The organism is Microbacterium sp. (genome assembly GCF_035556355.1).
In the GTDB taxonomy this organism is placed as follows: Bacteria; Actinomycetota; Actinomycetes; order Actinomycetales; family Microbacteriaceae; genus Microbacterium.
Window position 1 is genome coordinate 16,799 of the sequence record NZ_DATMFG010000034.1, and the last position, 12,388, is coordinate 29,186.

Annotated in this window: 9 protein-coding genes; 4 read left to right on the top strand and 5 right to left on the bottom strand. The window is 69.8% G+C overall.

Features of this window, described 5'->3' with window-relative positions; genetic code table 11:
• The first annotated feature begins 174 nt into the window (after positions 1-174).
• The gene (locus tag VNR19_RS09545; protein WP_325726172.1) at positions 175-2,109 is read left to right on the top strand and encodes an FAD-binding monooxygenase; all 1,935 of its coding nucleotides are present in this window, start codon (positions 175-177) and stop codon (positions 2,107-2,109) included.
• 124 nt (positions 2,110-2,233) lie between these two features.
• Positions 2,234-3,703, top strand: a complete 1,470-nt coding sequence (locus VNR19_RS09550) for an NAD-dependent succinate-semialdehyde dehydrogenase (RefSeq protein WP_325726174.1) — start codon at positions 2,234-2,236, stop codon at positions 3,701-3,703.
• Positions 3,704-3,791: 88 nt separating this feature from the next.
• Here the strand turns inward: VNR19_RS09550 and VNR19_RS09555 are convergent, their stop codons facing one another.
• Entirely contained in the window at positions 3,792-4,160 is a 369-nt protein-coding gene (locus tag VNR19_RS09555) for a DoxX family protein (RefSeq protein ID WP_325726176.1), read from the bottom strand.
• Positions 4,161-4,367: 207 nt separating this feature from the next.
• Between VNR19_RS09555 and VNR19_RS09560 the strand changes: the two genes are divergently transcribed.
• Entirely contained in the window at positions 4,368-5,480 is a 1,113-nt protein-coding gene (locus tag VNR19_RS09560; protein WP_325726178.1) for a winged helix DNA-binding domain-containing protein, read from the top strand.
• Positions 5,481-5,556: 76 nt separating this feature from the next.
• Here the strand turns inward: VNR19_RS09560 and VNR19_RS09565 are convergent, their stop codons facing one another.
• Positions 5,557-6,999 carry a helix-turn-helix domain-containing protein gene (locus tag VNR19_RS09565; RefSeq protein ID WP_325726180.1) on the bottom strand — a complete coding sequence of 481 codons (1,443 nt, stop codon included), beginning with the start codon at positions 6,997-6,999 and terminating at the stop codon, positions 5,557-5,559.
• A 104-nt stretch (positions 7,000-7,103) separates the two neighbouring features.
• On the opposite strand from VNR19_RS09565, the gene VNR19_RS09570 reads away from it, so the two are divergent.
• Complete coding sequence (locus tag VNR19_RS09570; RefSeq protein ID WP_325726182.1) at positions 7,104-8,981, top strand: phosphoenolpyruvate carboxykinase (GTP); 1,878 nt, start codon at positions 7,104-7,106, stop codon at positions 8,979-8,981.
• Between the two features lie 67 nt (positions 8,982-9,048).
• Here the strand turns inward: VNR19_RS09570 and VNR19_RS09575 are convergent, their stop codons facing one another.
• From VNR19_RS09575 to VNR19_RS09585, 3 genes are all read right to left on the bottom strand, one after another.
• Positions 9,049-10,980 carry an ABC transporter ATP-binding protein gene (locus VNR19_RS09575; protein ID WP_325726185.1) on the bottom strand — a complete coding sequence of 644 codons (1,932 nt, stop codon included), beginning with the start codon at positions 10,978-10,980 and terminating at the stop codon, positions 9,049-9,051.
• Between the two features lie 46 nt (positions 10,981-11,026).
• Entirely contained in the window at positions 11,027-11,242 is a 216-nt protein-coding gene (locus VNR19_RS09580; protein ID WP_325726187.1) for an AsnC family protein, read from the bottom strand.
• A 162-nt stretch (positions 11,243-11,404) separates the two neighbouring features.
• Positions 11,405-12,388 (bottom strand): aldehyde dehydrogenase family protein (locus VNR19_RS09585; RefSeq protein ID WP_325726189.1); only part of this gene is annotated, 984 nt, incomplete at its 5' end.

The window sequence follows — 12,388 nt, forward strand, 5'->3', positions numbered from 1 at the left end:
GCGTCGTTCGTGCGATCTGGGCGAGGCCCGCGACACCGCCGAAGCGCGCGTGCGCGCGGGGGCATTGCGCCGGGGCATCCGTTTCGTATACGATCTGTTCAATAGTAGAACTGTGTGTTCGAATATAGAACACGCAGTCATCGACCACAAGACCTCGACGCTGAGGAGAATCCGATGCAGTTCCACCACCACGGATACGTCTCGGGAGAGCCGCGCGTGCAGCCCGCAGCCGGAACGGGCATCGACCGTCCGGCAGAGCTGCCCGACGAGATGGACGTGCTGATCGTCGGATCCGGCCCGGCGGGCATGCTGCTCGCGGCCCAGATGTCGCAGTTCCCGCAGGTCACGACCCGGCTCATCGAGCGCCGGAACGGGCGGCTCGAGCTCGGTCAGGCCGACGGCATCCAGCCGCGCAGCGTCGAGACGTTCCAGGCGTTCGGATTCGCCGAGCGGATCATCGCCGAGGCTTACAACATCGCGTTCATGAACTTCTGGGGACCCGACCCCGAGAACCCGCGCAACATCATCCGCACGACGCGCACCGAGGACTACGGGTTCAAGATCAGCGAGTTCCCGCACCTCATCGTGAACCAGGCGCGTGTGCTCGACTACTTCGCCGAAGCCGCGGCGTTCGGACCCGCGCGCATCACACCCGACTACGGCGTCGAGTTCCTCGGCCTCACGGTGCACGACGAGGGCGAGTACCCCGTCGAGGTGCGCGTGCGCCACGTCGCCGGTCCCCGCGAGGGTGAGGAGCGCACGATCCGCGCGAAGTACGTCGTCGGATGCGACGGCGCCCGCAGCCGCGTGCGCGACGCCATCGGGCGCAAGCACGTCGGCCGGTTCGCGGCGCACGCGTGGGGAGTCATGGACATCATGGTCAACACCGACTTCCCCGACTGGCGCACGAAGTGCGCGATCAACTCGGCGGCGGGCAACATCCTCCTCATCCCGCGCGAGGGCGGCTACCTCTGCCGTGTGTACGTCGACCTCGGCGAAGTGCCCGAAGACGACAACCACCGCGTGCGTCAGACACCGGTCGAGGAGATCATCCGCCGCGCGAACGACATCCTGCACCCGTACTCGATCGACGTGAAGTCCGTCGCGTGGCACAGCGTCTACGAGGTGGGCCACCGCGTGACCGATCGCTTCGACGACGGCGACGAGGGCCGCTCGCCGCGCGTGTTCCTCACCGGCGACGCGTGCCACACCCACTCGGCGAAGGCCGGCCAGGGCATGAACGTGTCGATGCAGGACGGGTTCAACATCGGATGGAAGCTCGGCCAGGTGCTCACAGGCCTCAGCCCCGAGTCGCTCCTGAAGACCTACTCGGCCGAGCGTCAGCCGGTGGCGCAGCAGCTCATCGACTTCGACCGCGAGTGGTCGTCGCTCATGGCGCGCAAGCCCGACGAGATCACCGACCCGCAGGACCTCGCGAACTACTACCTGGGCACGGCCGAGTTCCCGTCGGGGTTCATGACGCAGTACGGCCCGTCTCAGATCGTGGCGGATGCCGCGCACCAGTCGCTGGCCGAGGGCTTCCCGCTCGGCAAGCGCTTCAAGTCCGCCGAGGTCGTGCGGGTGTGCGACGGCAACGCGATCCACCTCGGGCACCACGCGAAGGCCGACGGGCGGTGGCGCGTGTACGCGTTCGCCGACGCGGCGGCGCCGGGTGAGGCATCCGCCCTCACCGACTGGGCCGAGTGGATCGCGTCCCCCGACTCTCCCGTGCACAAGTACACGCCGCGGGGTGCCGATGTCGACGCCGTCTTCGACGTGAAGGTGATCTACCAGCAGAAGTTCGAGGACGTCGACCTCGGCCGCGTGCCGGAGGTGTTCATGCCGAAGACGGGTCCGTTCGGGCTCACCGACTGGGAGAAGGTTTACGCCTCGGGTCCGAGTGCGTGGACCGACGTCGACATCTTCGAAGAGCGCGGCATCTCGCGCGACGGCGCTGTGGTGGTCGTTCGTCCCGACCAGTACGTCGCGGCCGTCCTGCCGCTGTCGGCGACCGCGGAGCTCGCGGACTTCTTCGCGGGCGTCTTCGTGCCGGTCGCCGAGCGGCCGGCGTCGACCGACGAGCAGCGCTCCGAAGCGGTCCCTGCGTGACCGCAGCCCGGACCCTGTACACGTCGGAGATCAGTCCGCGCGAGGAGTACACGGCGTACAGGTCCCGAGCCGCGCGAGCGCGGGCAGAATGGCCGAAGAGCATGCATAGAACGAGGGAGTCCCTGTGACCGACGAGCGCGAGACCGAACTGCTGGCATCCGTTCCCGACGGCCTGTTCATCGGAGGGGAGTGGCGGGCGGCCGAAGACGGCAAGACGCTCGACGTCGCGGACCCGTCGACGGGGAAGGTCGTCAAGACGATCGCGTCGGCATCCGTTGCCGACGGCAAGGCGGCGCTCGACGCCGCCGTCGAGGCGTTCCCGTCGTGGGCGGCGACGCCCGCGCGTGAGCGCGCCGAACTGCTGCGGCGCGCTTTCGACCTCCTGCAGGAGCGCAAGGAGGAGTTCGCCCTCCTCATGACCGTCGAGATGGGCAAGCCCCTCGCCGAGGCGCGCGGCGAGGTCGCGTACGGCGGCGAGTTCGTGCGCTGGTTCAGCGAGGAGGCCGCCCGCATCCAGGGCCGCTACGGCGCGAACCCCGAGGGCACCGGACGCATGATCGTGTCGCAGCACCCCGTGGGGCCGTGCTACCTCATCACGCCGTGGAACTTCCCGCTCGCGATGGCGACCCGCAAGATCGCCCCCGCGCTCGCGGCGGGCTGCACCGTCGTCATCAAGCCGGCCGCACTCACGCCGCTCACGACGCTGTACTTCGCGAAGCTGCTCGAAGACGCCGGGCTGCCCGCGGGTGTGGTCAACGTCGTCACGACCAAGGCGTCGGGGCCCGTGTCGGAGGAGATCATCCGCGACCCGCGCCTGCGCAAGCTCTCGTTCACGGGCTCCACCCCCGTCGGCCAGCAGCTCCTGGAGCAGGCGGCCGGCGGTGTGCTGCGCACGTCCATGGAGCTCGGCGGCAACGCGCCGTTCGTCGTGTTCGACGATGCCGACCTCGACAAGGCGGTCGACGGCGCGATGCTGGCGAAGTTCCGCAACATCGGCCAGGCGTGCACGGCGGCGAACCGCTTCATCGTGCACCGTTCGGTGGCCGACGAGTTCGCGCGTCGGGTCACCGAGCGTGTGAAGGCGATGAAGATCGGCCGCGGGACCGAGGAGGGCGTCCAGATCGGGCCGCTCATCGACGACCGCGCGGTCGCGAAGGCGAACGACCTGGTGACGGATGCCGTCGACCGCGGTGCCGAGCTGCGCACCGGTGGGAAGGCGATCGACGGTCCGGGCACCTTCTACGAGCCGACGGTGGTCACCGACGTCAAGCCCGGCTCCGAGATCCTTCGCGAAGAGATCTTCGGGCCGGTGCTCGCAATCGTCCCGTTCGACGACGAGGACGAGGCGGTGGGTCTCGCGAACGACACCGAGTACGGCCTCGTGTCGTATGTGTTCACCGAGAACCTCGCGCGCGGTCAGCGCATGATCGAGCGCCTCGAGACGGGCATGATGGGCCTGAACATGGGCGTCGTGTCGAACGCCGCAGCGCCCTTCGGCGGATGGAAGATGTCGGGCCTCGGCCGCGAGGGCGGCGCAGAAGGCATCCACGAGTACCTCCAGACGAAGTACACGCTCACACCGAACCCGTTCTGACGCATGCGGCGCTGCTGATGCGAACCGGCAGGGAGGGTGTCGGACACCCTCCCCTCCGGCATCCGTTCGTGGGACTCGACCCGAGCGGTCAGCCGAGCACGACGAGGAATCCGAGGATCGCGCTGCCGATCGAGATGATGCCCAGCACGAGCGGCGGCACGAAATGCTCACGGCGCCGGACATGGGTGACGATCGCGCCGGCCATGAGCACCGCGAGTGCGACGGCGGCGATCGGCGTCAGGATCGGCGCGAAGCCGGTCGCGAGCGGGACGATGAGCGCGATCGCGCCGAGCACCTCGGCGGCGCCGATGGCCTTGACCGCCCCGTCGCTGAAGTCCTCGGTCCACGCCATGCCCAGCGCGGGGAGGGTCTCGCGGGGTCGGACGAGCTTGAGCCCTCCCGCGAAGAGGTAGGCGAGCGCGAGCACGACGTTCACGATCCACACAGCGACGACCATGCGACCTCCTCTGCGAGTGATCGTAACCGCGCCATCCGGGTGTGAGACCTCCTCGGGTGGCGGCGAGGCGAGGGGATGCGCCGAAACGAGGGCGGATGCGACGCAACCGCCCTCCGCTCGCGAGATCTCCTCGTTTCGCGATGCGCGCTGGGCGCCGCTGGGAAGCGACCCTCGCGCGGTGTCGGTGCCCGCCGCCATGATGGGGGAGTGGATGCCCCGACCGCCCGTCGCCCGCGCACCCTGTCCGTCGAGCGCGTCCGAGAGCGCAGGCTCAGGTCCCATCGGCTGAGCGCGCCCGCCCCGACGATCGCGGCCGCCGCCGAGCACATGCTCGCGACGCAGGCGCAGGAGTTCTGGGGCGGCCGCTGGGCGATCGCGCAACGCACGCGCGGCGCCCCCTCGGTGAGCGACGTCGACGCCGCGTTCGGCCGCGGCGAGATCGTGCGATCGTGGACGATGCGCGGAACGATCCACATCATCCCCGCGCGCGAGCTCGCCTGGGTGCTGAGCATCACGGGCGAGCGCCAGCGACGCCAGGCGGCGGCGGTGCATCGCAACGAGGGCCTCGACGACGCCGAGGTCGCGAAGGCCGAGCGAGCCGTGCGCGCGGCGCTCGGCGGCGGCAACCGCCTCACGCGCAAGGAGATGTTCGAGGTGCTCGAGAGCGCGGGCGTCTCGACCGCGAAGCAGCGCGGGTATCACACGCTCGTCGCGCTCTCGATCCGCTCGATCATCTGCCAGGGGCCGGTGGTGCCCCGCGATGGAGGCCCGACGCGCGAACAGCACTGGGTGCTGCTCGAGGAGTGGGCGCCCGATCAGGTGTGGCCCGACGATCCGCTCGCCGAGTTCTTCTTCCGCTTCATCGCCTCGCACGGTCCGGCCGGAGCACGCGACTTCGCGTGGTGGACGGGCCTGCCGCTCGGTCTCTCGCGCGAAGCGGCGGAACGGGCCACCGACCGGCTGGTCGTCGTGGCCGACGAGCCCGAACCGCAGTACGTCGCCGCCGGATCCGCGCCGCGCCGCGTTCCCTCGGCGCCTTCGGTCGTCGCGCTTCCGCCGTTCGAGGAGTACTACCTTTCGTACGTCGACCGCACCGTGCCGTGCGCGCCGGAGTTCTTGAAGAAGATCGGTCCGGCGATGAACGGCATCGTCCACCCGATCATCGTCGTCGACGGCGAGGTCGTGGGCAGGTGGACGCATTCGATCGCCGTATCCCGGCACGCCGATGATCCGATTCCGGAGCTGTTCGTGCCGGATGCCGCGCCCGACGCCGAGATCGCGGCGGCGCTCGAGCGCTACAAGGTGTTCATCACGAACTGACGCCGGCGCGAATGGCGGTTCGCCTCGCCCGCGGCGCGCTCAGCGTCCGAGCTGAGGCTGCGGCGCGACATGCGTCTCAGCCCTCCGCGTGCCGGTCGAGGAACGCGTACACCTCGTTGTCGTCGACGCCGGGGAAGGCGCCGCGCGGCAGCGGCGAGAACATCTGCATGTGCACGCGCGCGCTCGGCCACGCCTTGCCCTCCCAGCGGTTGCGGACGTCATCCGGCGGGCGGCGGCAGCACGACTCGTCGGGGCACGTCGAGACGGCGCGCTTGCCCGTCTCGCGGCCGCGGAACCACTTGGCGTCGTCGAACGGCACGCCGACGGTGATCGAGAACTCGCCGTCCGAGGTCGTGCCCGTCTGCGTCGAGCACCAGAAGGTTCCGCTCGGGGTGTCGGTGTACTGGTAGTACTCCGTCGTGCGGTTCTGCTCGGCGAACGCAGCGCGCGCGGCGAACCTGCGGCACGCGATCTGCCCGTCGACCGAGCCGGTCACGTCGCTCGGCAGCGGCAGGTCGTCGTTCTCGTACACGCGCGTGATCGCGCCCGATCCGTCGACGCGCAGGAAGTGCAGCCGTATGCCGAGGTGGTGGGTGAGCAGGTTCGTCATGCGCATGCCCGCCGCCTCGTGCGTGACGCCGAACGCGTCGCGGAAGTCCTCGACGGCGAGGTTGCGGTCCTTCTTGGCCTGCTGGAGGAACGCGACCGCGTTCGTCTCGGGCATGAGGCAGCACGCGGCGTAATAGTTGATCTCGAGGCGCTGCTGCAGGAAGTCCGCGTAGTCGGTGGGAGGCGTGTGCCCGAGAAGACGGTGCGCCATGGCCTGAAGCGCCATCGAGCGCAGACCGTGTCCGCCCGGGATCGACGCGGGCGGCAGGTAGATCCGCCCGTGCTCGAGATCGGTCACCGAGCGGGCGGAGTGGGGGAGGTCGTTGACGTAGATGAGCTCGAACCCGAGCTGCTCCGCCATGACGCTCACTGTGCGGTGGGTCAGCGCACCCGACACGTGGCCCGCCGCCTTGAGCTGCTTCTCGGCGAGCTTCTCGATGTCGGGCAGGTAGTTGTCGCGCTCGCGCATGCGCAGGCGCAGCTCGTTGTTCGCGCGACGCGCCTCTTCGGGCGTCGCGATCGCCTCGCGCTCGCGACGCTGCAGTTCGCGGTGCAGTCCCAGGATCGACTCGATCGTCTCGTCGCTGAGGCTCTTCGTGATGCGCACGGGAGGAATGCCGAGCCGTCGGAAGACGGGGCTCGCCTGTGCGCGCTGCAGCTCGAGCTCGAGGGCGGCCCGACGATTCGGCGGCTCGGGGGACAGGAGGTCGGCGACCTGGACGCCGGTCACGTCGGCGATGGCCTGCAGGAGGGAGAGCTTCGGCTCGCGCTTGCCGTTCTCGATGAGGCTGAGCTGGCTGCCGGCGACCCCGACGCGGGCGCCGAGCTCGTCGAGCGTGAGGCCGTTCGCGACGCGATGGTGACGGATGCGGTGACCCAGAGTGGCGAGTTCGAGGGAGGACGCGGGCATTCCTTTAGCGTAGCGAAAGAATCGTGATTCTTGCGGCCCAGAATCTTGGAAAGGATGGCGACATAGCGCGGATATTGGAGAGGACAAAGTTGAAAGAGGTAGCCATGGCTCTTGCCGACATCTTCCCGCGCACCCGGCAGACGGGTCCTGTCGACACGATCAAGCCGTCCTTCGGGAGCCGGCCGAATCTGGAGAGCGAAGGCCTTCGAGAGCTGGCCGCGTGGGTCGACGAGATCGCCGCACTGACCAAACCCGACCGTATCCACTGGGTCGACGGCTCGCGCGCGGAGAACGACGCACTCCTGCGCGAGATGGTCGCCGAGGGCAAGCTCATCAAGCTCAACCCCGAATGGCGCCCCGGCTCCTACCTCGCCCGTTCGCACCCGAGCGACGTCGCCCGCACCGAGGGCCGCACGTTCATCGCATCCGAGGACCCGATCGACGCCGGCCCCACGAACAACTGGGCCGACCCCGCCCAGATGCGCGCGACGATGCGCGGCGTCTTCGAGGGCTCGATGCGCGGCCGCACGATGTACGTCGTCCCCTTCTCGATGGGTCCCGTCGGCGGTCCGCTGTCGCACATCGGCGTGCAGGTCACCGACAGCGCCTACGCGGTCGTCTCGATCGGCATCATGACGCGTGTCGGAGCCTCCGTGTACGAGGAGATCGCCGCCGGCAAGCACTGGGTCAAGACGGTCCACTCCGTCGGCGCCCCCCTCGCACCCGGGGAGCAGGACGTCGCGTGGCCGTGCAACGACGAGAAGTACATCGTCCACTTCCCCGAGACGCTCGAGGTGTGGTCGTACGGATCCGGCTACGGCGGCAACGCGATCCTCGCCAAGAAGTGCTTCGCGCTGCGCATCGCGTCGGTCATCGGCCGCGACGAGGGCTGGATGGCCGAGCACATGCTGCTCATCCGCGTGATCGACCCCGCGGGCCGCGCGTACCACATCGCCGCGGCGTTCCCGTCGGCGTGCGGCAAGACGAACCTCGCGATGCTGCGGCCGACGATCCCCGGCTGGCGCGTGGAGACCCTCGGCGACGACATCGCGTGGCTGCGTCCCGGCGAGGACGGGCGCCTCTGGGCGATCAACCCCGAGGCGGGGTTCTTCGGCGTCGCGCCGGGCACCGGTGAATCGACGAACGTGACCGCGGTCGAGACGCTGTGGGGCAACACGATCTTCACGAACGTCGCGCTGCGTCCCGACGGGGACGTGTGGTGGGAGGGCCTGACCGACGAGCCCCCGGCCGAATTGATCGACTGGGAGGGCAAGCCGTGGACGCCGGCATCCGGTCGCCCCGCCGCGCACCCGAACTCGCGTTTCACCGTGAGCGCCGCGCAGTGCCCGCAGATCGCGCCCGACTGGGACAAGCCCGAGGGAGTGCCGCTCGACGCGATCCTGTTCGGCGGCCGCCGAGCGACCAACGTGCCGCTCGTGATCGAGGCGACCGACTGGGCGCACGGCGTCTTCCTCGGATCGACGATCTCGTCGGAGCGCACCGCCGCAGCGGAGGGCACCGTCGGCGAACTGCGCCGTGACCCGTTCGCGATGCTGCCCTTCTGCGGCTACAACATGGCGGACTACTTCGGCCACTGGCTCAAGATGGGCCAGAAGCTGCGCTTCGACCGTGCGCCGCGCATCTTCCAGGTGAACTGGTTCCGCAAGGGTTCGGACGGCCGCTTCCTGTGGCCGGGCTTCGGCGACAACGCGCGCGTCATCGACTGGATCGTCCGGCGCATCGAGGGCGAGGTGCCCGCGATCGAGAGCCCGATCGGCCGCTTGCCGCGCATGGAGGACCTCGACCTCGAAGGCACCGACGTCACGCCCCAGGACCTCGAGGAGCTCTTCGCGATCGACCGCGACTCGTGGCTGAAGGAGGCCGACCTCACGGAGGAGTTCTACGCCCGGTTCGAGGGACGCGTCCCGGCCGCCCTGCAGGCCGAGCTCGCCGCGCTTCGGTACCGACTCCAGCGGTCCTGACACAGCGACGACGGATGCCCCGCCCCGCCCCGCGTCGCGCGTGGGGCGGGGCATCCGTGTCTCGTCCTCAGACCAGGAGCTGATGCCGCGCGAGGTCGCGGTACAGCGGCGTCGACTCCACGAGCTCGGAGTGCGTGCCCTGGCCGACGATGCGCCCGCGGTCCATCACCACGATGTGGTCGCTGTCGACGACCGTCGAGAGGCGGTGCGCGATCACGATGAGCGTGCGGCCCGTCGCGACGGCGTCGATCGCGTCGCGCATGCGCTGCTCGTTGAGCCCGTCGAGCGACGACGTCGACTCGTCGAGCAGCAGGATCGGGGGAGCGGCCAGCAGCGCACGGGCGATCGCGAGGCGCTGACGCTCGCCGCCCGAGAGCATGACGCCGCTCTCGCCCACGGGAGCGTCGAGCCCGAGCGGATTGCGCTCGAGCACCTCGGTGAGGTTGACGGCGTGCAGCACGCGCTCGCAGTCGGCATCGGATGCGTCGGGTGACGCGAGCCGCAGGTTGTCGCCCAGCGTGCCGGCGAGCGTCGGGGCATCCTGCTCGACGTACCCGAGCCGCGCGCGCAGCGCGTCGCGATCGAGAGCGCGCACGTCGACGCCGTCGATGAGGATCGCGCCGGACGTGGGGTCGTAGAACCGCTCGATGAGCGCGAGCGTCGTGCTCTTGCCCGCACCGGACGGCCCCACGAGTGCGACGCGCGAGCCCTGGGGTACGCGGAACGACACCCCGCGCAGCACTTCGCCGTCCACAGCGGGGGTCGCGGCATCCGGCTGTGCGCCGTCCGGCAGCTCGAGGAGAGCCGTGTCGACGTGCGCGCTCTCGAGCATCGCGAGCGCCTCGGTCTCGGCCTTGCGGCGTGCGGCGACGACGTCTTCGGGATACGAGAAGTGCACGTCGCGGAACTCGATCGCCGCGGGTGCCGCGTCGCCGTCGGCGGGCGGCGCCGACTCCGCCACGCGCACGGCGATCTCGGCGTCGCGCGCGGTCTCGGTCGGCAGGTCGAGGATCTCCTGGATGCGCCCGAGCGCGCCGAGTGCCTGATTGACCGACGTGATCGCGCCGATGAACGACCCGAGCGGGCCGATGAGCATGAACAGGAACATCACGAACGTCACGAGGCTCGCGACCGTGATGGCGCCGGATGCCACGCGGAACCCGCCCACGCCGAGCACGACGAGCAGCGACAGCTGGAGCGCGATGCCGGCGACCGGCACGACGAGGGCAGACACCTTCGCGATGCGCACGCCGACCTCATACGCCTCTTCGGCGAGGCCCGTGATCGACACGCGCTCGCGCTCGCTCGCCCCCGACGCGCGCACCGTGCGGATCGACCCGACGGCGCGCTCGACGCCCGAGGCGAGCTCGCCCACCTTCTCCTGCTGCTGGCGCGTCGCCTTGCGGATGCGTCCGCTCAGGATCCCGACGACGGTGATCGAGGCGCCGATCACGACGACGATGAGCAGCAGCAGGATCGGGTCGATGAACGCCATCGCCACGATCGCGCCGACGAAGATGAGGGCGTTGCCGACGGCATCCGCGAGGCCCTGCGTCAGCACCGCATACAGGAGCGTCGTGTCGGTGCCCACGCGCGAGACGAGGTCGCCCGTGCGGCGCGCGTCGAACTCCGAGATCGGCAGGTGCAGGATGCGCGAGATGAGCTTGCGCCGGCTCGAGAAGACGACCGCGGTGCCCGTGCGCTGCAGCAGGTAGTGCTGATAGCCCGAGATGACGGATGCCGCGATCACGAGCGCCACGAGCAGCCACACGAGCTGCCCCAGCGGGTCGCCGGCCTGCACGAGGGTGATCACCTGACCGACGACGAGCGGCTGGGCGAGCATCGCGATCGCGCCGACGACGCTGAGTGCCGCGACGACGGCGAGGACGCCCTTGTGCTCGAGCAGGAACGGGATGAGCTGCTTGAGGCTCGCGCGGGGTCCGTCGTCTTCGGAGCGGCGACCGCGAAGGCGGCGTGCGGCGGGAGCGGTGGTCGACATGGCGATACCTCGGTGGGGTGGGGAGGGGGGAGCGGCGTGAGAACGCCTACTTTCGACCGTACTTCTTGTGGACGGCCTGTCGGGTCACGCCGAGGGCCCCGGCGATGGCCTGCCAGGAGTAGCCGAGGTTGCGGGCGCGGCGCACCTGCACCTCTTCGGCCCGCGACAGCTCGCGCCGCACCTCGGCGAGACGGTGCAGCTCGGCGATCGGCTCGCGCTCGCCGGCGGCGCCGGTGAGGGTGCTGATCTGGTCGCCGCTCACGGTGTGTCCTTTCAGACGCCTCGGGCGAGGCATCCGTGTCAACTGTAGTTGACGGCATTAGAAAGCGTCAACGCGAGTTGACAGGCGCTCGCCGACGGCGAACAGCAGGGAAGATCAAGGCCCGGCCTCCGAAGAGGCCGGGCCTTCCTGCTGGAACAGGTCTCAGTGCGCCATCGCGGCGAGCGCTTCGGGGTCGATCGTCGCGATCGAGCGGGTGTCCTGGAATGCCCGCACGCCCTCGATGCCCTGCTCACGCCCGAAGCCGGACTGCTTCATGCCGCCGAACGGGGCGCGCAGGTCCAGACGCGTCGCGCCGTGGTCGTTGACCCACACGTAACCGCACACGAGCTGCGAGCCCACGCGCTGCGCCGCCTCGGGGTCGGCCGTCCAGACCGAGCCGCACAGGCCGCCCCACGTGTCGTTCGCGAGGCGCACAGCCTCTTCCTCGGTGTCGAACGGGATGATCGGGATCACCGGCCCGAACTGCTCCTGCGTGACCACGCGCAACGACGGGTCGGGGTCGATGACGATCGCGGGACGCAGGAAATTGCCGCCGGCGAGGTCGCCGCCCGGAAGCTCGCCGTACTCGCGCACGTCGGCGCCCGAGTCCTTCGCCTCGCGGATGATGTCTTCGACGAACGCCTTCTGCGCACCCTGGTGCAGCGGGCCCATCGTCGTCCCCTCATCGAGCCCGTAGCCGATGACCGCCTTGTTGAGGCGCGCCTCGAGCCCGGCGACGAGCTCGTCGAGGCGCGAGCGGTGCACGAACACGCGCTTCGCGTTCATGCAGATCTGGCCCGTCGTGTCGAAGATCGCGGCGTACAGCCGATCCAGGTGCGCGTCGTCGATGATGGCATCCTCGAGGAACACCGCGGGGTCGTTGCCGCCGAGCTCGAGGGTGACACGGGTGAGCGTCTTCGACGCCATCTCCATGATGCGCTTGCCGCCGTTGACCGAGCCGGTGAAGCAGACCTTCGCGACATCCGGGTTCTGGATGAGCCCGGCCATGTTCTCGTCCTTGCCGCTGATGACGTTGAGCACGCCCGCCGGAAGCTTCTCGGCGACGCGCTGCACGACGCGCGCGGTCGCGAGCGGCGTCGTCGGCGGAACCTTCACGATCGCGGTGTTGCCCGCGAGGAGCGCGTG

What these genes read in the sequence shown, in the direction of transcription:
- VNR19_RS09545 (WP_325726172.1), top strand. Translation starts at nt 175, where the DNA reads ATGCAGTTCCACCACCACGGATACGTCTCGGGAGAGCCGCGCGTGCAG.
- VNR19_RS09555 (WP_325726176.1), bottom strand. Translation starts at nt 4,160, where the DNA reads ATGGTCGTCGCTGTGTGGATCGTGAACGTCGTGCTCGCGCTCGCCTAC.
- VNR19_RS09565 (WP_325726180.1), bottom strand. Translation starts at nt 6,999, where the DNA reads ATGCCCGCGTCCTCCCTCGAACTCGCCACTCTGGGTCACCGCATCCGT.
- VNR19_RS09570 (WP_325726182.1), top strand. Translation starts at nt 7,104, where the DNA reads ATGGCTCTTGCCGACATCTTCCCGCGCACCCGGCAGACGGGTCCTGTC.
- VNR19_RS09575 (WP_325726185.1), bottom strand. Translation starts at nt 10,980, where the DNA reads ATGTCGACCACCGCTCCCGCCGCACGCCGCCTTCGCGGTCGCCGCTCC.